This is a genomic window from Dyadobacter psychrotolerans (assembly GCF_004349265.1).
In the GTDB taxonomy this organism is placed as follows: Bacteria; Bacteroidota; Bacteroidia; order Cytophagales; family Spirosomataceae; genus Dyadobacter; species Dyadobacter psychrotolerans.
Genome location: NZ_SMFL01000007.1, coordinates 281,124 through 304,539 on the forward strand (window position 1 = coordinate 281,124; position 23,416 = coordinate 304,539).

The following is a 23,416-nucleotide window of genomic DNA, read 5'->3' on the forward strand; positions in this document are numbered from 1 at the left end:
ACCGACTCCCATTATTGTCCCCTATGATTGACGTCATTTCTCCTTTCGGAGCGGGGGGCGTTTTGCCAACTTTTCAATTTTACAAAACAATCAAATCTATGAAAAAACCTTTAAAGTACCGTAAGGTATTACTGTGGACGATGCGAATAACAGCTACACAACTCATGTTTGCCCTTATTTTTATGGGGACCGGTTATGCACGTGAAGGCAGCGCGCAATCTCTGCTCAGCCAGAAGATATCGATTACTGCCACTGGAAGTGAAGTGAAAAAAGTGTTGAATCAGGTGGAAAAACAGGTGGATATACGGTTTGTTTTCAGTTCAAAACTGATCAAGTCGGCCCGGAAGGTAACCATCTCTGCACAGAACAAACCGCTTTACGAAGTACTGGATAACGTTCTGACACCACTTGGGTTACAGTATGAAGTTTCAGGCAAGATAATTATCCTGAGAAGACAGGAAAACCTGCCGGAAGTTGCTCCGCCTGCCGTTGCACCGAAAAAAGACATCTCAGGAAAAGTGCTGGACGAAACAGGAACAGGCTTGCCGGGTGTAAGTGTGGTAATTAAAGGAACGCAGACCGGTACCATAACCAATACCGAAGGAGATTTTCAGCTTAATGTACCGGACGCAAATGTTGGACAGGCTACGATCGTTTTCAGTTTCGTGGGTTACAAAACACAGGAACTGGTATTGGGCAGTCAGTCGGTACTGGAAGTGAAAATGGGACTTGAAGATAAATCGCTGTCTGAGGTTGTGGTCGTAGGTTATGGAACAGTGCAGAAAAAAGACCTTACCGGAGCGGTGGCAACAGTTTCAGGTGATTTGATTGCCAATCGTAAAACAACGCAGATTTCCCAGGCACTTCAGGGTGCAATGCCAGGTGTGATGGTTACAAGAAGCAACAGTGCTCCGGGTGCAACTGCAACCATCCGTGTAAGGGGTGTTACTACTATCACAGATGCAGGGGCTAACCCATTAATTATTCTTGACGGAGTACCGGTCGATGATATCAATTCCATTAATCCCAATGATGTTGATAACATTTCTGTTTTAAAAGATGCGGCATCTGCTTCTATCTACGGATCAAGAGCAGCTGCGGGTGTAATCTTGGTTACGACCAAACGTGCGAAAAACGGACAGTTAAACATGGACTATACTTTTGAATATGGTCTGGAAAAAGCAACACGTTTGCCGGATTATGTTAGTGCACAGCGGTATATGCAGTTAACCAACGAATTAAGATGGAATGACAATAACAATGGTACAAACGAGTATCCGACTTATACCAAAGACGTTATTGATAATTACACCCAGCTTAATAAAGATAATCCGGATTTGTATCCTGATACTGACTGGAGAAAATTGGTCCTTAACAACTCGGCGCCACGCCGGACACATTTGTTAAGTATTTCCGGTGCAGGCAAGACTTTACGGTCTCGTGTATCATTGGGTTATGACAAAACGGATGCGCTGTACGATGGCCGTACTTATGAGAGGATAACTGCCAGAGTCAACAATGATATTACAATCAACAAATATCTTTCTGCAAGTGTTGACTTTAACTTCAAGCGTACCATTTCCAAGCAGCCAACAGTAGACCCGCTTTATAAAATTGGGGTGATGCCAAGGGTTTACGCCGCAGAATGGTCTGATGGACGTATTGGAGCTGGTAAAGATGGTGCAAATATTTATGCCGCGCTTAAAAACGGAGGTTTCAACAACACATGGTATAATCAGGTTGGCGGAAAAATGAGTATTGACTTTACACCCATCGAAGGATTGAAATTGTCGGGAATTGTTTCTCCATTTTTAAATTTTGATAAAGGGAAAGTCTTTAATAAAAAGATTCCATATACCTCTTTTGCCAACCCTGCATCTGTTTCAGGTTTTATAGAAGGCGGAACAGAGACGAAGTTGACAGAATCGCGTAACGACAATTATCGTTACACTACACAGCTTTTGGCTAACTATACTAAACAGCTTGGAGATCATAACATCAACATACTTGGTGGTTATGAATTTTATAAGGCTTCTGACGAACTCATGGGTGCTTCACGCGGACAGTATACACTTACCTCGTACCCTTACCTAAACCTTGGGCCTCTGGAATTCCGTGATAATAGTGGAAGCGCATTTGAAAATGCCTATCGTTCTTATTTTGGACGTATCATGTATAACTTCAAAGGAAAATATTTGCTTCAGGCTAACATTCGTTATGATGCATCATCACGCTTCGCCAGTGCTTATAGATGGGGCTCCTTTCCGTCAGTTTCCGCAGGTTGGACGGTATCAGATGAATCTTTCATGCAGCCAACTGCGTCGTGGTTGTCGTTATTCAAATTACGCGCATCGTGGGGATCACTTGGAAATGAACGGATAGGAAATTATCCATATCAGGCAATCCTTAATTTTGAAAACAGTTCTTTATTTTATCAGGGGAACACGGTTGTGTCTGGTCAGTCAGCAGCTCAATGGCAATACGCAATTCGTGATATTTCCTGGGAAACTACGCAATCGTATGACTTTGGGATAGATGTTAATTTTCTCAACGACCGACTTCGTTTTACGGGAGACTATTACAAAAAAACGACCAAGGATATGTTGCTTCCCCTTGAAATTCCTGACTACATAGGCTTCGACAATCCAAATCAGAATACAGGAAAAATGTATACAAATGGGTGGGAAGCGCAAATTAGCTGGTCCGATAAAGCAGGTGATATCCGTTATTCTGGATCTTTTAACCTTTCCGATTTCAAATCAAAAATGGGTGATCTGGGTGGTACTGAATTTTTGGATAACCAGGTAAAATTCCAGGGAAGTCAGTTTAATGAATGGTACGGATACCTATCCGACGGTCTTTACCAAACTCAGGGTGAAGTAGATGCATCGCCAAAGCTGAATGCTAATGTGAAACCGGGCGATATTCGCTATAAAGATGTCAGCGGACCAAATGGTACTCCTGATGGTAAAATTTCTCCTGACTATGATCGTGTTTTGCTGGGTGGTTCATTGCCTAGACTAATGTTTGGTGCTAATTTTTCAGTAGGTTATAAAAACTGGGATTTCGCACTGGTTCTTCAAGGCGTTGCCAAGCAGAACTCGCGTCTTGGTCCCGATATTATCCAGCCGTTGCGTGAAAACTTCGGTACATTCCCTGCGATCCTTGATGGTAATACCTGGAGTAAGTATAATACTGTGGAGCAGAATGCAGCGGCAACATATCCGCGTTATTCTAATACCTCTGCATCAAACAATTATGCTATGTCCGATTACTGGCTGATTAACGGTGCTTATTTCCGCTTGAAAAACATTAGCCTTGGTTATAACATACCAAAAGTGTTAACCGACAAAATTCATATTCAGGGAATACGGTTGTACAGCACTGTGACTGATCTTTTGTCTCTTAATCATTTCCCAAAAGGATGGGATCCTGAGCAAAATTCACTTGGTTATCCGATCACTACTTCTTTCGTTTTCGGAGCATCTGTTAAATTTTAAAACTGAGAAATTATGAAATTGAAAATATTCATTACGTGTATTTGCACGATCCTGATAACCTCTTGTGGTACACTGGACTTAAATCCTTTGTCTGATGGCTCTAGCGAAACCTGGAATTCCACGGCAGAAGAAATAGAAATGTCTTTAAACGGTTTGTATAAAGATGCTTTTTGGATGGTCGACAGCGAAGAATGGGCCGACGATTACATTTACAGGGATGCCCTTTCTCCAATTACAGGTTCCAGCCTTAACGGTCAAACGGATTTTGTCAAAACCTGGTGGACAAATACCTATAAAGCGATCGCTCGGGCAAATATTGTTATTTCAAGCGTCGATAGGGCTGCTGCAGTTTTGTCCAAAGCTCAAATTGACCGGTACGCAGCAGAAGCACGTTTTGTACGTGCCTGCCAGTATTCTCGGTTACTTTCGCATTATGGAAACATCATTTATACAGAAAAAGACCTTGATATCGAGGAAGCTTTAACACTGAAACAAGAAGACAAAACAACGGTGTTGCCAAAAATCTATGCTGATTTTGATTTTGCCGCTGGGACCCTGAAAACAACTTATGGCAATTCGGAACTGAAAAGAGCTTCTGCGGGTGCAGCTTATGCAATGAAAGCAAGGATTGCCTTGCAAATGGGTGATTGGGCGACGGCGAAAACTGCTGCAAAGGCCTGTATGGATTTAAAACTTTATAATCTGCATAGCAATTTTGACAACCTGTTTATTTCAAAAACAAAAAATTCTGTTGAAACCATTTTCGGGCTTCCGCGTTCCATTGCGTTGAAGGTTGTTCAGGGTGATACACAGAATTATGTTACCAGAAATGCTGGTGGTTTTGCAGCAAAAGATCCTTCATGGGATCTGTTATGCTCTTTTCTTTGCACAGATGGTTTACCAATTGATAAATCACCTCTTTACAATCCCCGCAGGCCATTTCTAAACCGTGATCCAAGATGTAAAGCGACAATCGTTGAATTTCAAACCAGCTTTTTGGGATACACCTACCAGCCGCATCCGGATTCTCTGACAGTTTTCAAAGTTGCAGATAACAAATATGTTGAAAACAAAGACACGCGTTCGGTAGCACAGTTTGCTTCTTTTAATGGTTTGGTTCTGAAAAAAGGTGTTGACAGTGACTGGCTTTTAAATTCGTGGTCCGTCGAGCCCGATAAAATCCTCATTCGTTATGCTGACGTTTTGCTTATGTATGCAGAAGCGAAAATTGAGCTTAATGAAATTGACCAGACTGTTCTGGATGCAATTAATACAGTTCGTGCACGGGCTTATGGTGTAGCACTATCTGCCACAACATATCCTGCTGTTAAAACACAGGTTCAAAGTGAATTGAGAAAAGCGGTACGGATCGAACGCCGCATGGAATTTGCTTTTGAAGGGATCCGGTATATGGATATTATCCGCTGGAAGCTGGCCGAAAAAGTATTGAATAAAATCAATTACGGTCTGTTGGATCCCGCTGATCTTCGCACGAAGGTAGTAAAGCCAGGTCTTTGGTTTTTCCCTTCCACACCGGTTATCGATGAAGATGGATCTGCTGATTTTACACCGATGTTTACTGCCGGTTTAATCAAACAAATTGCTGTTCGCAAGTTTGACGCAACGCGCCAGTATTTATGGCCGATACCAACCACTGAAATTTTAACAAGTGGCCTGAAACAAAATCCAAACTATTAAATTTCAGGAACACGCATGAACATCAGAAATGTTGCACTAGGGCTTTCACTAAGCCTGTTTATGTCCGGTATTGCCTTTGGACAAACAAAAAAGCCTTTGCAGATCAGCGGTGTTTATCCGCATTTGGCAGCATTTAATGAAGGAGATGGTATTCCCTGTATCAAAAATCCCGGAAACGGGATTGAGATCGGGATAGGTGCGGTGGTTCCCTGGGCTGGCAAGTTATGGATGATCACCTACTCGCCGCATTGTCCGGAAGGTAGTTCGGATAAACTTTATACAATTGACGATAAGCTGAATATGGAAATCCGCCCGGAAAGTGTGGGCGGAACTCCTGCTAACCGGATGATTCACAAGGAATCCAATCAGCTGCTGATCGGTCCGTATCTGATTGATGCTTCAGGCAAAGTAAGAACAATTCCACCATCACAGATGCCGGGAAGGCTTACCGCCACGGCGCGACACCTGACAGATCCGGCCAACAAAGTGTATTACTACGAAATGGAAGGAGCGCTTTATGAAGCGGATGTAAACACTTTGAAAGTCAATAAGCTGTTCACTTACCCCATTCCCGGCTGGCACGGCAAAGGCGGTTACACGGCTCAGGGACAGCTTGTTTTGGCAAACAACGGTGAACGTGCAAACTGGAACCTGGATTCAAAAGACTTACAGGTTGGCGGCGCTCCGAAGTCCAAAGAGGATATGGGCGTTCTGGCTTCCTGGGATGGAAAGGATTGGAAAATCATCGAGCGTAAACAGTTTACCGATGTGACAGGGCCGGGTGGAATTTATGGTTCGCCGGATGATAAAAGTCCGCTCTGGAGCATTGGCTGGGACAAACGTTCGGTAATACTGAAACTGCTTGACAGCGGAAAATGGAGCACATACCGTCTGCCAAAATCAACCCACACCTACGACGGATCAACCGGTGTTTATACCGAATGGCCCAGGATCAGAGAAATCGGGAACGGAAAAATGCTGATGGACATGCACGGGATGTTTTATAATTTTCCCAAAACATTTACTGCATCAAATACATCCGGCATTTTGCCGGTTTCCAGTCATTTAAGATACATTCCTGATTTTACCAACTGGAATGGGCAGCTGCTTCTTGCCTCTGACGAGACCAGTCTTTTACAAAATCCAATGGCCGGCCGTTCGCAGTCCAATATCTGGTTTGGTAAGTCGGAAGAACTCAAAGAATGGGGAGCAGCCAGTGGCTGGGGCGGAATCTGGATGAATGATCAGGTAACGGCCAATACAGCTTCGGACGCTTTTCTGATCAATGGTTTTGGTAAAAAAATCCTGCACCTTAATCAGGATTCGGGGAAGGATGTAAAGTTTACCATTGAAATTGATGTAAAAGGAGATAACAACTGGAAAGAGTATTCCAAAATCACTGTTCCGTCTTCCGGTTACCAATATCATATTTTTCCTGACAACTTTGCTGCAACCTGGGTTCGTATCAAAAGCGATCAGAACTGTGTCGCTTCTGCTTTTTTTCATTACCAGGGAAAAGGGCATGATTCGGCGGCCTCTGCCAAAATGTTTCAGTCACTTGCAGGAATTGATGAAACCGGGATGGTTACAGCAGGGCTGATCCGTCCGGCAGCGTACAACAAAAACCTTCAGTTCCTGGATATTTCCTCTCCTGCACCTGTTTATTATGAAGTTGACGAAAAGCTTGCTTTCTCCAAACCTGCCGAAAGCCGGGAAAAGGAATTGGCAGAACTTTGTAAACTGACAAGAGAGTTTGAAACCGATGAGGCTTCTGTGATTGTAAAAGACAAAACCGGTACTTATCGTTTGCCTAAAACTTCTGCCAAGTATGACCAGCCATTTACCGCAGGCTGGCCGAGAGATCGTCGCGAGCTGATGTCGGAACGGTACATGTTTAACGCGCACGGCACTTTTTATGAAGTTCCCCGTGATGCCGGATTTTCATCGATGCGCCCGATCACAACCCACAAAAAACAAATCGTTGATTTCTGTACCTGGCGAGGGCTGCTTGTACTAAGCGGAACAGGTCAAACTTCCAAAGCAGACGGACACTATTTTGCTGGTCAGAATGGACAGTCGGGACTTTGGTTTGGGGCAATTGATGATCTGTGGAAACTGGGCAAACCGATTGGTGAAGGCGGCGTTTGGAAAAATACTCAGGTGAAAGCCGGTGAAGCTTCGCTGCCTTACCTGATGACTGGCTATGACCAAAAGAAGGTGACATTCAGTTCGGATAAGGATGCAGTGTTTACAATAGAAATTGATTTTGGACACAACGGCTGGAATAAATATCAGCAGATCAAAGTGCCCGCAGGAAAAGAGGTTGTCCATGTTTTTCCAAAAGGTTTTAACGCACATTGGGTACGTGTAACCTCCGATAAGGACAGCAAGGCAACCGCCTGGTTTAAATACGAATAGTCAGAGTTTTTAATAAAGTGAATTTTAGAATATGAAAAAAGAACGGAAAGTAATATCCGCAATTCTGGCAGCTGCAATGGCTGTTACAAGTCTTAATCCATTACAGGCACAAACAGCAAAACAGCCATTTATCAGCGGGGTTTATCCGGGGTTGGCAATGTACAACAATGAGGGCGAATGCGGAACGGGTGCGGTTGTACCTTGGGCCGGCCGTCTTTGGGTAGTTACTTACGGGCCCCACCTGCCGTTCGGTTCATCCGATAAATTGTATGAGATCACGCCGGATCACAAGCAGATCGTACGGGAGGAAAGTATAGGCGGAACGCCTGCCAACCGCATGATCCACCCGGAGAGTAACCAGCTCTTTATCGGACCATACGCCATTGATGCAAAAGGAAAAGTACGCGTCCTTCCATGGGAAACCATGCCCGGACGCCATACCGGAAATGCAAGGCATCTTACAGATCCGGCCGGTAAAATTTACTATGGAACAATGGAAGAAGGTTTTTACGATGTGGATGTAAAAACATTAAAACCTACGATGCTTTATGAAGACGGAAACGTAGCCAATAAAAAGAAGACAGATTCCTCACCTAACCCGGCAGGTTTGCTATTGCCAGGTGCACACGGAAAAGGTCTTTATTCCGGACTGGGTGTGATGGTATTTTCCAACAATGGAGAGTCCGGTCCTAAGGCACTTACGCAATTTGATATCGAGTCAGGTTCATTGTCGGAATGGGATGGTAAAAACTGGAAGGTTGTTCGTCGCAACCAATTTGTGGAGGTAACCGGGCCGGGTGGTATTTATGGAAATAAAAATCCGGCAACGGATCCGATCTGGGCAACTGGCTGGGATCACCGTTCGGTACTTTTGGGGGTGCGCGATAACAGCAACTGGACATTTTACCGTTTGCCAAAAGCGAGCCATACTTACGACGGAGCACATGGCTGGAACACCGAATGGCCGCGTATACGTGATGTCGGGACTGCAGCCAAACCGGAATATCTGATGACGATGCACGGAATGTTCTGGCACTTTCCCGGAACTTTCACCTCAAAAAATACAGCCGGAATTCGTCCGAGATCGGCGTATTTGAAAGTGATCGGAGACTTTGCACGCTGGCAGGACCAGATTGTTTTTGGCTGTGACGATTCTGCCCAGAAAGAATTTTTGAACAAAAGAAAAGCAAAAGGTGATATCGAAGGTCCGGGACAATCTAATTCCAATCTTTGGTTTACGCCTTTGGCAAAACCCGATCAGCTGGGGCCAAACACGGCAGAAGGTGCTATCTGGATTTCAGAAAACACGGGAACAAAGCCTTCTGAACCTTTCCTTTTTGCAGGCTGGCAGCACCGCATGGGCTGGGTTTTGAATGAAGGAACCACAGCTGTTTCTTTCAAATTTGAAACGGATAAAAACGGTACAAACCAGTGGACAACCATCAAAACAGTAAATGCAGAGCCTGGAAAAGCGGTTTCCATTGTTTTTGATGCAGCTGAAAAAGGGGAGTGGGTTCGCGTAACAAGCAGCCAGTCGACCATAGCTACGATTCATTTTTCATACACGGATACCGGAAGATTTACGAAAGCTGCTGATCCGATGTTTAATGGCATTGCCGCGCTGAGCAGCACAGATTATTCCGCAGGTTTGATGTATGGTTTAGGTGATAACCGCAGAGGACTTGGTTTGCTTGCAGGGAAAGTTTCCAATGGTAAATTCTCGGAAAGCGGTTACTACGAGTTAAACGCCGCCATGCAATTGGAAAAGAAAAACGATACTAAAACGGCTTCTTTCATCCGTGAAAAATTCGCTATTCCAACCAATGTCGTAACGATTGATGAATCTTCAGTACTTATTGTTGATGACCTGAAAAGAAGATGGAGGCTGCCTTTGGGCAACGCCGCTTTCACAGGCAAGACAAATGAAAACCTGCTTAGGGTTGCCAGGGAAGTGGCTACGGAGCGTGATCTGATGAACGTGCACGGTACTTTTTATGAACTGCCTGCTGAAAATGCAGATGGTTTTGCCAAGATCAGGCCGGTTTCCTCTCACCAGATGGGTGTTTATGACTTTGCTTCTTACAGAGGTTTATTGGTTATGACAGGTTTGAACAGCGATGCCAAAGCAGGTGAGCACATTATCAAGTCAGCGGATGGCAAGGCGAGTGTCTGGGCCGGAACGATTGACGACCTGTGGAAACTCGGTAAGCCGGTAGGGCAGGGCGGTCCGTGGAAAGACAGTCAGGTGAAAAAAGATGTCGCTTCCGATCCGTACCTGATTGGGTTTTATGATAAGAAAAAACTAAAACTTTCGCACGATTTGAAACAGCCCGTAACATTTAGAATTGAAGCCGAGCCGGTTGGACATGGTCCGTGGATGACTTATAAGGAAATAGTGGTACCTGCCGGCAAAACGGTGGATTACGTTTTCCCTGATTCCTTCCAGTCGCGTTGGATAAGGTTTGCAGCAAACCAGGATTGCAAAGCAACTTCCTGGCTGATCTACGAATAGAATTGATAAAATATCCCGCCGGATCTGGCAGGATTTACATTAAAAGTGCATCACCGATAATCGAATGATCAGATCAAATGTCTTCGGTCAACAGGTGATGCTCTTTTTATATTAAAATTAGTTAAGGTTCATGCACTGTTTTTATCGTCACATTTAATCATAAAAAACATCAATTTTTTTGTATGCTTTTATTGATGAAAACTTTAAATTTTAACATAAACAACTTCTAAATTCTATGAAAAAACCACTACAGGGTCGTAGGGTATTGGGATGGATGATGCGGACTGCTTTTTTACAGCTGATTTGCATTTTGTCCTTTACGATGATCAGCTATGGCCGGGATACGAATACTGGTAGGAGAGCTGCTGTCAAAAGTATTTCAGGAAAAGTGCTGGACGAATCGAGCCAGGGTTTGCCGGGAGTAAGTGTTGTGCTTAAAGGAACGCAAACCGGAACGACTACAAATGGGGAAGGTGCTTTCCAGCTTGATATTCCTGAGGCGTCTACGGATGCTGTACTGGTTTTCAGCTTCGTAGGTTACAAATCACAGGAGGTCGTGCTGGGAAGCCAGACAGCCATCACCGTGAATATGGCGCTGGAAGATAAATCATTACAGGAAATTGTGGTTATCGGTTATGGTCAGGTTAAAAAAAGCGACCTTACCGGTTCCGTAGCTTCTATCAAATCTACTGAATTAAATGCCTATCCCGCGACTAATTTGATCCAATCGCTTGCCGGCCGTGCTGCGGGCGTGTACGTATCTCAAAATACAGGAGCGCCCGGAAGTGCCATCAGTGTTCGTGTGCGCGGAACCAACTCTATCCAGGGAAGTAACGAGCCGCTTTATGTGGTCGACGGATTTCCTTATTCTGGTAACCCGACACTTCTGAACAATGCGGATATCGAATCGATTGAAGTTTTGAAAGATGCTTCTGCAACGGCAATTTATGGTTCGAGGGGAGCAAACGGTGTTGTTCTGATCACAACAAAACGCGGAAAATCCGGAAAAGTTACTGTTGATTACGATGGTTATTACGGTGTGCAGTCAGTCCGTAAAAAGATCGATCTGATGAACGCTACGGAATATGCAAACTTTTATAACGAACAGGCTGCTAATGACGGTTTACCTGCGCACTTTACTCAGGATCAGATCAATGGTTTTGGTGAAGGAACCGACTGGCAGGATGTTGTTTTCCAGAAAGCACCGATCCAGAATCACTCTTTAACGGTTAGCGGCGGAAGCGACAAAACACGGTTTTCGGTTGCCGCCAGTAATTTTAATCAGGGAGGTATCGTAAAAGGAAGTGATTACGTCCGTAATGCACTTCGTGTCAATCTGAGCTCAGATATTGGCAAGAAATTTAAATTTGATCTGAGTTCAATTTTAAGCCGGATTGACTCAGACCGTAAAAATTCAGAGCGAGGTAATCGTGGGGGAACACTGATGTCGGCGATGTTGTCCGGTTATCCAACCATTGCACCGACTTTGCCTGACGGAAGTTATTCAAGGCTGGCAGAAGCGTATGCCTGGGGGTCTAACGTGATCACCAATCCATTGAACTATCTTGAGCAGTTTTCAGACAAGATTCGTTCGAACAAAATTCTGGCCAATGCTTCTGTAACCTTTGAACCAATCAAGGGTTTGCAACTTAAAACGTTAGCGGGTATTGAAACCACCGATGACAAAACAGATACTTACACAACTACCAAATTTGTAAATTCAAAAGGTGCAGCAAGTATCGGAACGGCACAGGTAAGCAACCTGCTTAGTGAGAATACAGTAAGTTATCTGAAAGATTTTGGCAAACACAGCATTTCAGCTGTTGCTGGTTTTACTTATCAGGATTATACCGCAACAAGTTTTAATGCTTCGGGAACCGGGTTTATTAGTGACAATCAGGAAACTTATGACATTGGTGCAGCTGCAACGCAGAATGTACCGAGTTCTTCCTATTCCAACTGGGCTTTGCTTTCTTATCTGGCAAGGATAAATTATACTTTTAACAGCAAAATTCTGGCAACCGTAAGTTTCCGGGCCGATGGTTCTTCCCGATACAGCGAAGGACAAAAATGGGGTTATTTCCCGTCCGCTGCTCTTGCATGGAGGATATCAGAAGAGAATTTTATAAAAAATATCTCCTTTATTTCTGACCTGAAATTGCGTGCCGGCTATGGTGAAACGGGTAATACGTCCATCAATCCATATTTTACCTTAAACCAGCTTGCTTCAAATCAAGTAGTATTTGGTGATGCACTTAACATCTATTATGCTCCGGGAACAAGGCTGGCGGGACCTTTGAAATGGGAAACAACTGCTCAGGCTGATTTTGGAGTTGATTTCGGTGTGCTGAACAACAGATTCACTTTGACGGCGGATTACTACATCAAAAACACCCGCGATCTTTTAAACAACGTGTCGCTTCCGTCTTCGCTGGGTTACACGTTCACGATTCAGAATGTGGGTAAAATTCAGAACAAAGGTTTGGAACTGGGTATAAATGCGGCTGTGCTGGAAGGCGCTTTCAAATGGAACCTGGGTGGAAATATTTCGATCAACAAAAACAAGGTTGTGAAACTGTATGGCGGAAACGATATTTTGGGTTCGACCATTGGTGCAGCTGTAAACGACAACGTGAACATTCTTCGCGAAGGTTATCCGTTGGGTTCTTTTTATGGTTATGTTGAAAAAGGATATGACGATAAAGGTTTTATCGCTTATGAGGATTTCAACAACAGCGGAACGCGTGATGCAGGTGATAAAAGGATAATTGGTAACCCGAATCCTAAGTTCACTTACGGACTTAACTCCACCATGACCTTCAAAAACTTTGATCTGACCGTATTTGTTCAGGGGTCGGAAGGAAATGATATTTTCAACCTGAGTTTACAGGGACAGGGTTATGACTACGGCCAGGCTTTGAATATGCCAAGAGAAGTGTACCTGAATCACTGGACACCCACAAATACCAACGCAAAATATCCGATCATCAGAACGTCTTCTCAGGCGCAGATGTCAAATCGTTTTGTAGAAGACGGTTCTTATCTGCGTTTCAAAAACATTTCGCTGAGTTACAATCTGCCGGTTTCGAGCCTGAATATCAAATGGCTGACACGTGCTCAAATCTATGTAAGCGGACAAAACCTGATCACATTTACCAAATATTCATGGTATGATCCGGAAGTAAACTCTTACGGCAGTGGAAACTCTTTTGTTCAGGGAGTTGACCATTATGTATACCCGGCTGCAAAAACAACTACGGTTGGACTGAGAGTAGGATTTTAACACAGGTTATCACATTAAAGAAATATAGATCATGAATAAAATACTGACCTGCTTATTTTTAGCGACAGTCCTGGCGTCCTGCTCGGATGTGCTTGTGGAGCATCCAAAGTCGCTGGCGTCTGAAAACTTTTATAATACCGCAGCCGAAGCAAAAGCTGCGGTTAATGCCATTTATGGCCCGATGAGAGCTGATAACGGTCTTTCCACCAATTACCCTGCACAGCTTGAAGGATTGGCAGATTATGGAAATTCACGCGGAACGCAAACGGCTGTGAGTCTGTACCAGGGACTCGACAACACCAATATCAACCGGGTAGGTGTGATATGGGATAACTTTTATCAGTCGATCCGAAATGCAAACCTGGTGATCAGCAATGTACCAAAAGGAACAAGCACGACGGCTGCTGAAAAAGCAGTTTTTGTGGCCGAAGCCAGATACCTGCGTGCACTGATTTACTTTGCAATGGTTCGTAACTGGGCCGGAGTTCCGCTTCGTACGGAAGAAAACATGACGGTGCCCGATGTTCCAAGATCAAGTGTGGCTGACGTTTACAAGTTAATTCTTGCCGATGCACTGGAAGCAGAGAAGAGTTTGCCGGATGCCCCGATGGAAATAGGAAGACCTACCAAGTGGGCGGCGAAAACGCTATTGGCCGATGTTTACATGTATCAGGAGGACTGGGCTTCTTCCAAAACAAAATCAAAGGAAGTTATTGACGGAAATAAATATTCGCTGGTTGAAGTAACAACTTCGGAAGATTTTCAGAAAATATACGGTCCTGAAATCGTGAACACGACAGAGGAAATATTTTACTTTAAGTATTCACGTCAGCAGGGATTTGGGCTTGTAAGTTATGCGCACCGTAAAATCGGGCCTTATGCTTATTACGGGCCGGGTGGCGTGTATGCACAATACACCGATTCAGTTTCAAATTCTGTGATAAAAAAATGGGATGGAAAAGATCTTCGTAAAGCACATATCTTGTATAATGTTGATATCGGTTTAGGGCCAAATTCATGTTTGTTTAGAAAATACAGAGATCCTGCCGCAACCGCCGGTGCAGGTAATGACTATCCCTGGTACCGTTACGCCGATCTGCTTTTGTTCCACGCAGAAGCAGATGCCCGTGCCGCCAAAGCACCAACCGCTGAGGCACTCGAAAGTTTAAACAAAGTGCACCGCCGTGCTTACGGAGTTAATTCAAGAGCAGTTTCTGCGGTTGATTTTAAACTTTCCGATTTTCCTACACTAACATCGTTCATCGATAAGGTGGTTCAGGAAAGAGGTTACGAAACCATGTATGAAGGCAAACGCTGGAATGATCTTAAACGGCTGGGTATAGCAAAACAACGCATTCTGGAAGTGAAGAATATCGTCGTTGCGGATAAACACATGTTGTGGCCGATTCCGAATTCCGAACTTTTGTACAACAAAGCAATAACAGCAGCGGATCAAAATCCTGGTTATTGATATGGGGAATCAACATTGAATTTTGTCAGTATAAAAACTATTTGAAATGAAAATAACACTGGCGCATACCTTCTGTTTAATCGCATTTCTTCTATCGGGGTTTCAGTCAAAAACTGAAGCCCCGGTTCAGGTTGACATTTGTATCTACGGCGCCACTTCCGCTGGGGTCATTGCTGCTTACACCGCCAAAAAAATGGGTAAGTCAGTGGTGCTCATCGAACCCGGGACACACCTTGGCGGGATGACTTCTGGTGGTTTGGGGCAAACGGATATCGGGAACAAATACGCGATTTCGGGCCTTTCACGTGATTTTTACAGACGCATCGGTAAACATTACGGCAAATTCGAGCAGTGGATCTTTGAGCCGCATGTTGCTAAAAAATACCTTCAGCAATACCTTGATGAAGCCGGAATCAAAGTGCTCTATCTGAACAGGATCGTTTCAGCTCAGAAAAATAACGGAAGTATCGAATCGATCGTGTTGGAAAATAGCATCAAGCCGGAAGCCTCTACGAATCAAACCATTCGTGCAAAAGTTTATATGGATTGCACTTATGAAGGCGACCTGATGGCCCGTGCGGGGGTATCGTATGCGGTAGGCCGGGAAGATAATGCAGATTATAAGGAAACCATCAATGGTGTTCAGCTGATGACGGGACATCAGTTTCCCAATGGAATTGATCCTTACAAAATTCCGGGAAAACCGGAAAGTGGTTTGCTTTGGGGGATTTCAAATGAGAACTTACTGCCAAACGGTACGGGGGACAAAAAAGCACAGGCTTACAATTACAGGATCTGTCTGACTTCTGATCTGAAAAATCAGGTTCCAATTACCCGGCCCGCTGGTTATGATTCTACCAGATATGAACTTTTGGTCAGGCTCATGAACAAACAGCCTGAGAGGAAAACCCTGAATGATTACTTTATCTGGAGCAGGATGCCGAACAATAAAACGGATATAAACAACCGCAACGGATTTTCGACAGACATGATCGGGATGAATTATGAATATCCCGATGGCGACTATAAAAAACGCGCAGAAATCATTCGGGACCACGAAGTTTATACGAAAGGGCTATTGTACTTCGTCGGACACGATTCGCGGGTTCCTCAGGAACTTCGTCAGGAGATGCTGAAATGGGGGTATCCAAAAGATGAATACACCGATACTGGTAACTGGTCGCCACAATTATACATCCGCGAAGCCAGACGGATGGTTGGCAATTACGTCATGACTCAGGCCAATTGTGAAGGTAAGGAAAAAGTGGAAGATGGTGTCGGAATGGCTGCTTATACAATGGATTCCCATAACATTCAGCGGATTGTAGTAAACGGAATGGTGAAAAATGAAGGAAATGTTGAAGTGGGTGGTTTTGGACCGTATCCCATTTCTTACCAATCCATTGTTCCGAAGGAAAAAGAGTGCAGCAATCTGCTGGTGCCGGTTTGTTTGTCGGCGACACACATTGCTTACGGTTCAATCCGCATGGAACCTGTGTTTATGGTTTTGGCGCAATCTGCATCTGTTGCAGCTGTGATGGCCATTGATAAAAAAACGAGTGTACAGAAAGTTGATGTTAAAAAGCTGCAGGCTCAGCTGAAAGTAAATCCAATGTCGAACGGTTCGAACGCAGATGTGCTTGCAGACAATGAAGATAAAACGAGTGTGGTCGTTACAGGCAACTGGAGCATTCAAAACAAAGGAGGCTACGGTCCTACTTTCCTGGCGTCTGACGCTGCTGCCAAAGACCTGCAAACGGTGAAATTCACCCCGAAGGTTGAAAAAGCAGGTAAGTACAACGCCTATATTTATTTCCCGAAACTACCGAATATGTCATCTCAGATTAAGTTGAGTTTGTTTGACGGTAAGACAAAAAAGGAAATTAATGTAAAGGAATCTGATATCGTCGTTGTCGGACAGACCTCAGGTGAATGGTTTCATCTGGGAACTTATAATTTCCAGCCTGGAAAAAATGCTTATGTTGAAATTTCAAACAGCGGAACAGATGGTCTTGTTTTCGCAGATGCCGTGCTTTTGGTGCCCGATTTCAAGTAGCAATTTTGAATTAAGATATCTTTTTATGCAGAGGTTACAGATTTACAGTTCTGGTCTCTTTAAAATAAAAACTCATGCAAAGAAGACAGTTTTTACAAACGACCCTTGCAACATCGTCACTGGCTTTAACGGCTGATTTGTCGCTGTCGAATCCTGTTGATGAAAAGCCTTTTATCATTAATTCAGGAGTAGGAGGGGAAAATACCGTCGATCTGTTAAAAAGAATTGACAAAAGCTGTTTGGCTTACAAACCCGATATGACGATTTTGATGATTGGGACAAACGACATGAACAGCCGGAAGTATATTCCTTTTCCTGAATACGAAAAAAATCTCAGAAAGATTATCGAGACGATTCTGGGTGCTAAAAGCCAGATTATGCTTATGTCTATATTGCCTGTTCATGAACCTTATGTCTATACCCGCCATCCTCAGACTTTTTATGGAACCGACGGTCACCGTAAGCGCAAGGATGAAGTAAATGCCGGCATCAAAAAGGCTGCTGAAGACTATAGACTTCACTTTCTGGACATGCATCGGGTGTTTGATAAGGTCGGAAATGTAGGTGAAGAGAGTAGCAGTTTGATCCAGAATGCTTTGAACAGTGAAAAGACCGACGGTGTGCATCCAACTCCTGACGGCTACCGTGTAATGGCAGTTGCGATTTACGAGGCGCTGATCCGCACCAACGCATCCTACAAAAGGCTTGTTTGCTTTGGTGACAGCATTACCAACGGCGGCGGCGGGCTTGAAGGTAAAAGTTATCCGGCCTTCCTGAAACGTCTTTTAGAATATTGATTTTCAAGAATATAAATACAGATCTATTCCTTTTTTTAACTTAAAATAATTAACATGCTTTTAAAAAATTCGGTAAGTAAAGTTCTTTTGCACTGCTTTCTGGCAATGTTTGCGATAAACGCGACTTCATGTACTGCCAAAGAAAATAAGGATGGAGCGGGAGAAAATAAAGAACAGATATTTGATGCAGACGTTATTGTTTATGGCGGAACATCTGCGGCTGTTACGGCTGCTGTTCAGGTAAAAAAAATGGGAAAAACAGTAATTGTCGTTTCTCCTGATAAACATTTGGGCGGGCTTTCATCAGGAGGTTTAGGTTTTACTGATACCGGTAATAAATCTGTAATCGGAGGACTTGCGAGAGAGTTTTACCACCGTGTTTACATGCATTACGATACACCCGAAGCATGGAAATGGCAGAAGAAGGAACAGTACGGTAACAAAGGACAGGGAACGCCGGCCATGGATGGCGCAAATAAAACCATGTGGATTTTTGAACCGAGTGTTGCCGAAAAGGTTTTTGAAGATTTTGTAAAGGAAAACAACCTTAAAATTTATCGTGACGAATGGCTTGACAGAAAAAGCGGTGTTGTTAAAAAGGACGGCAAAATTGTCTCAATCAAAACGCTGAGCGGTAAGACTTTTAAAGGTAAAATGTTTATTGACGTAACCTACGAAGGTGATTTAATGGCTTCTGCGGGTGTGAAATACCATGTGGGCCGTGAAGCAAACAGCGTTTACAACGAACAATGGAATGGTATTCAGGCTGGCGTATTTCAGCATGGACATTATTTCAAAAAGAACGTGAGTCCTTATAAAGTGGAGGGTGATCCGAAGAGCGGTTTGTTACCTTATGTTTCATCTGAAAAGATTGGTAAAAACGGAGACGGTGACAACAAAATTCAGGCTTATTGCTTTCGGATGTGTTTATCGGAAAATCCTGACAATCTGATTCCGTTTGCAAAACCTGCCGGTTATGACCCTGCTAAATATGAATTGCTTGCCCGGGTTTACAAAGCCGGCTGGACAGAGACATTTGAAAAATTTGATTCTATTCCAAACAAAAAAACCGACACAAACAACCATGGTCCGATGAGTACCGATTTTATCGGTCAAAACTATGACTACCCGGACGCAACTTACGAAAGAAGAAAGCAGATCATTAAAGAGCACGAACTTTATCAGAAAGGACTGATGTACTTCCTGGCAAACGATCCGAAAGTACCTGCGGATGTCCGTAAAGAAATGAACAGATGGGGATTGGCGAAAGACGAATTTAAAGACAATGGAGGCTGGCCGCATCAGATTTATGTTCGCGAAGCACGCCGCATGATCGGGCAGAGCGTAATGACGGAAAATGAAACTTTGGGTAAAAAAGCGGTTTCTGAACCTGTTGGAATGGGTTCTTATTCGCTGGATGCACACAACGCCCAGCGTTATGTAAAAGAAGATGGTTTTGTTCAAAATGAAGGAGATATCGGTGTGCACCCGAAAACGCCTTACAGCATTTCTTACAGTTCCATAATTCCTAAAAAAGCGGAATGTCAGAACCTGTTTGTACCTGTTTGCTTGTCAAGTTCGCACATTGCTTATGGTTCAATCCGTATGGAGCCTGTGTTTATGATTTTGGGACAAAGCGCTGCAACAGCTGCTGTTCAGGCAATTGACCGCAATGTTTCTGTGCAGGATGTAGATTACAAACAATTACAGGATCAATTGTTAAAAGATAATCAGAAACTGAAATTGTAGTTTTTTTGCCAGCGATTTTAAATTATTAACCTCAAAAGTCAGATAGCCGTAGAGAAAATACGGCTATCTTTATACATTCCTATTCCTGATAAATATTATTATTAAAAATGTCGACGCTTACAGCACCACGATCCAATTTTTCACACCTTTTTAGTGCCCCGGTAATTGTCGCCGCTCTGGGTTATTTCGTAGATATTTATGATTTGCTGTTATTCGGAATTGTCCGTTTGCCCAGTCTTGCATCCCTGGGATTATCCGAAGCAGATATTTCGCTTGTAGGAGCCAGTATCCTGAACTGGCAGATGACCGGTTTGCTTCTCGGAGGTATTCTCTGGGGAGTTTTGGGAGACAAAAAAGGTCGCTTATCCGTTTTGTTTGGTTCTATCATTACTTATTCCCTTGCTAATATTGCCTGCGGTTTTGTACAGGATCCTACTACCTACAAGCTGCTTCGTTTTGTAGCAGGTGTCGGTTTAGCGGGAGAGCTCGGAGCGGGCATAACGTTGGTTTCTGAAATACTTCCGAAACATCTTCGCGCGATTGGTACTTCACTTGTTGCCGGAATTGGTTTGCTTGGTGCGGTTGTAGCCTATTTCACAGTTGAGTTTTTTGACTGGCGTTACGCTTATTTTATCGGCGGCGGACTGGGTATTTCGTTGTTGCTGCTGCGTATCGGTGTTTTTGAGTCGGGCATTTTTAAAGATGTTAAAGAACAAAAGCACATTCAGAAAGGAAATTTCTTTTCTCTTTTTACAAACAAAGACCGGTTGATCCGTTATCTCAAATGTATTGGTATCGGCCTGCCAACCTGGTTTGTAATTGGTATTTTGGCAACTTTTAGTAATGAATTTGGCAAGGCTCTTGGCATTGCAGAACCGATCAAGCCGGGGCTTTCAATTATGTGGTGTTACATCGGGCTTTCGGTTGGTGATCTGTCAAGCGGTTTTTTAAGTCACTGGCTCGAATCAAGAAAGAAGGCTGTATTTTATTTGATGCTTTTTACGTTTGTATTCAGCATTATTTATTTTTATGCAGGAATTAATACTGCTGCAAATCTTTATACAGTTATCGGTTTGTTAGGTTTTGGAATTGGCTACTGGGCTATGTTTGTAACCATCGGTGCAGAGCAGTTTGGGACGAATTTACGTGCCACAGCAGCTACGACAGTTCCTAACATGGTTCGCGGTACGGTTGTAGGAATGACTACTTTGTTTGCCATTTTTAAAGATTCGTTCTCGGTAATCAATTCCGGTGCACTGGTAGGGGTAATTTGCTTTATTATAGGTCTTTACTGTATTCAGACAATTCCTGAAACACATGGCAGGGATCTGGACTTTCTTGAAGAATAGAAGTGTTGCCAAGGATAGTCATAAGTGGTCAGAAGTTGTCATGCAATAGTCAGGATTGCCATTAGTATTTATTTGGTGTATTCCCATACCTGACAAATAATGACCATAATTGACAATACGTGACCATAATAATAGTGTAGAGAGTTTGATTGTAATTTAAATTATAAATAAATGGAAAGACGCGTAGCGCTTAAAGGAATGGCTGCGGCTGTTGGCGCAATGGCAGTTTTGCCCTCCTGGGCATCCGGTTGGAACAAAAGCTCGTTATCAGACGGGAAAATGCTTTCGGCAGATCAGTCAAAGGTTTTGGCGGGAGTAGTAGAAACGATTATTCCAAAAACGGACACACCGGGAGCTGGCGAATTGGGAGTTGGTGGTTTTGTGCAGAAAATGGTGAAGGATTGTTACGACCAGAAAGCACAGGCGAATCTGGCAAAAGGAGTGGATATTTTGGAAACACAAAGTGTAAAAAGCTTTGGAAAATCGTTTGCTGATGCATCCAAAGAGCAAAAATTACAGCTGCTTCAGGGAATGGAAAAAAGCAGCGATCCGGATCAGAAAGCATTTTTTGGTACAGTAAAGAACCTAACGATCCAGGGTTATATGTCATCCGAATACGTGATGACCAACCTGACGCATTACGAAATGATCCCTGCGCGTTATCATGGTTGTGTACCAGTTAAAAAATAATAGTTAAGGAGTTTAAAAGAAGTTAGAAGTTGTTATGGGTTGGTTTCAAATCGATTAACTATATAATTTCTGTCTCCTTATTGAAAATTGTGATTTTGAAGTAAAGAGGTTTTGCACAATCCAAATCCTTGACTTCTGGCTACTTTAACTTCTTCCTTAAAAAAATGGCGAATTTTAATATTGATAGTAAAAAAGCCCGCACTTATGACGCCATCGTTATTGGCTCAGGAATAAGCGGCGGCTGGTCGGCGAAAGAGCTGACTGAGAAAGGGTTGAAAACCCTGGTGTTGGAACGTGGGCGTGATGTACAGCATATCAAGGACTATCCCACCACCAACATGATGCCCTGGGAATTTGAGCATCGTGAGCGGCTGCCTAAGGCGGTTACGGATGCCAATCCCATAGTCAGCAGATGTTACAACTTTAAGGAATCGTCCCAGCACTTTTTTGTAAAAGACAACGAACACCCATACGTACAGGATAAAGACCGTCCGTTTGACTGGATTCGTGGTTATCAGGTGGGTGGCAAATCGCTGCTTTGGGCACGGCAAACCCAGCGTTGGAGCAAGTATGATTTTGAAGGTCCGGCGAGGGATAAATTTGCAGTCGAATGGCCGATTGGATACGATGATATTGCTCCCTGGTACAGTCACGTTGAGAAATTTGCCGGCATCACCGGAAACAAAGACGGAATTGATGCGCTGCCGGATGGAGAATTTTTGGCACCGCATGATTTGAATTGTGTTGAAAAATATTTCAAAGAGCAGGTTTCAAAACAGTATAAAGATCGACACATCATTATTGGCCGTGCTGCCCACATTACGGAACCTAAACAGATTCATTTGGATCAGGGCAGGGCAAAATGCCAGCACCGGGTGATGTGCGAGAGAGGTTGTCCGTTTGGCGGATATTTTAGCAGTAATGCTTCAACCATTCCCTGGGCGATGAAAACCGGTAATATGACACTCCGTCCAAACTCGGTGGTGCATTCGGTTATTTATGATGACAAAAAGCAAAAGGTAACAGGTGTACGCGTTATTGACGCAACAACCAAGGAAATGATGGAATTTTATGCAGAAATTATTTTTGTAAATGCAGCAGCTTTAAACACAAACCTGATTCTGTTAAATTCAACTTCTTCCCGTTTTCCTGAAGGGCTGGGAAATGATAATGGTTTGCTTGGAAAATATGTTGCGTTTCACAATTACCGCGCTACCGTTTCCGGAGAATATGAAGGATTTCTTGATTCGACCACTGACGGCCGCAGACCAAACAGCGGTTACATTCCGCGTTTCCGAAATGTTTACAAACAGGAAACAGACTTTCTGAGAGGTTATGCTGCAGGCTTCGGTGCCAACAGACAGTCCTACAACGACAAAAGCGGAATGGGTGAATCGCTGAAATCAAATCTTTTGGAAACGAAATATGGCAACTGGAGTGTTGGCTCGCACATGATGGGCGAAACGATTCCCAAGGAAAGTAACTATGTAGCCCTTGAAAAAGGTTTAAAAGATCCTTTTGGTATGCCTCAGCTCAAAATTTCTGTCGCTTATGATGATAACGATGAAAAGATGATCAAGGATTATATGACGCAGGTGAGCGAGATGTTTGCCAATGCCGGATTCAAAAATATTAGAACAAATGACAACGGCAGAAACCCGGGTAACGACATTCATGAAATGGGTGGTGCAAGAATGGGTAAGGATCCCAAAACATCTGTTCTCAATAAATGGAACCAATTGCATGTTGCCAAAAATGTTTTTGTAACAGACGGCGCGTGTATGACCTCTACCTCTACTCAAAATCCGTCACTGACCTATATGGCATTATCGGCAAGAGCAGTTGACCATGCCGTGAAGGAAATGAAGGCGAAGAATTTGTAGGTTTTTCCTG

General features: G+C 43.6%; 12 protein-coding genes. All 12 read left to right on the plus strand.

Annotated elements, in window-relative coordinates:
- Positions 1-98: 98 nt before the first annotated feature.
- The 12 genes from E0F88_RS20170 (at position 99) to E0F88_RS20225 (ending at position 23,406) form a co-directional block, all read left to right on the plus strand.
- The gene (locus E0F88_RS20170) at positions 99-3,500 is read left to right on the plus strand and encodes a TonB-dependent receptor (protein WP_131960078.1); all 3,402 of its coding nucleotides are present in this window, start codon (positions 99-101) and stop codon (positions 3,498-3,500) included.
- A 12-nt stretch (positions 3,501-3,512) separates the two neighbouring features.
- Positions 3,513-5,198 (plus strand): RagB/SusD family nutrient uptake outer membrane protein, encoded by a 1,686-nt coding sequence (locus E0F88_RS20175; protein WP_131960079.1) that lies wholly within the window; start codon positions 3,513-3,515, stop codon positions 5,196-5,198.
- 15 nt (positions 5,199-5,213) lie between these two features.
- Entirely contained in the window at positions 5,214-7,616 is a 2,403-nt protein-coding gene (locus tag E0F88_RS20180) for a hypothetical protein (RefSeq protein ID WP_131960080.1), read from the plus strand.
- Between the two features lie 31 nt (positions 7,617-7,647).
- Positions 7,648-10,128, plus strand: a complete 2,481-nt coding sequence (locus tag E0F88_RS20185; RefSeq protein WP_131960081.1) for a hypothetical protein — start codon at positions 7,648-7,650, stop codon at positions 10,126-10,128.
- A 235-nt stretch (positions 10,129-10,363) separates the two neighbouring features.
- Complete coding sequence (locus E0F88_RS20190) at positions 10,364-13,411, plus strand: SusC/RagA family TonB-linked outer membrane protein (RefSeq protein WP_229213842.1); 3,048 nt, start codon at positions 10,364-10,366, stop codon at positions 13,409-13,411.
- A 31-nt stretch (positions 13,412-13,442) separates the two neighbouring features.
- Positions 13,443-14,882: a RagB/SusD family nutrient uptake outer membrane protein gene (locus tag E0F88_RS20195; RefSeq protein ID WP_131960082.1), complete on the plus strand. Its 1,440-nt coding sequence runs from the start codon at positions 13,443-13,445 to the stop codon at positions 14,880-14,882.
- Between the two features lie 46 nt (positions 14,883-14,928).
- A complete protein-coding gene (locus E0F88_RS20200) occupies positions 14,929-16,938 on the plus strand; it encodes an FAD-dependent oxidoreductase (RefSeq protein ID WP_131960083.1) in 2,010 nt (669 codons plus the stop codon).
- A 74-nt stretch (positions 16,939-17,012) separates the two neighbouring features.
- The gene (locus tag E0F88_RS20205; RefSeq protein ID WP_131960084.1) at positions 17,013-17,735 is read left to right on the plus strand and encodes an SGNH/GDSL hydrolase family protein; all 723 of its coding nucleotides are present in this window, start codon (positions 17,013-17,015) and stop codon (positions 17,733-17,735) included.
- Between the two features lie 54 nt (positions 17,736-17,789).
- Positions 17,790-19,484 (plus strand): FAD-dependent oxidoreductase, encoded by a 1,695-nt coding sequence (locus E0F88_RS20210; RefSeq protein ID WP_229213843.1) that lies wholly within the window; start codon positions 17,790-17,792, stop codon positions 19,482-19,484.
- Between the two features lie 107 nt (positions 19,485-19,591).
- Positions 19,592-20,833, plus strand: coding sequence for an MFS transporter (locus E0F88_RS20215; protein WP_131960085.1), 1,242 nt, complete (start codon positions 19,592-19,594; stop codon positions 20,831-20,833).
- 171 nt (positions 20,834-21,004) lie between these two features.
- Positions 21,005-21,523, plus strand: coding sequence for a gluconate 2-dehydrogenase subunit 3 family protein (locus E0F88_RS20220; RefSeq protein WP_229213844.1), 519 nt, complete (start codon positions 21,005-21,007; stop codon positions 21,521-21,523).
- A 164-nt stretch (positions 21,524-21,687) separates the two neighbouring features.
- Complete coding sequence (locus E0F88_RS20225; protein WP_131960086.1) at positions 21,688-23,406, plus strand: GMC oxidoreductase; 1,719 nt, start codon at positions 21,688-21,690, stop codon at positions 23,404-23,406.
- Positions 23,407-23,416 lie beyond the last annotated feature (10 nt).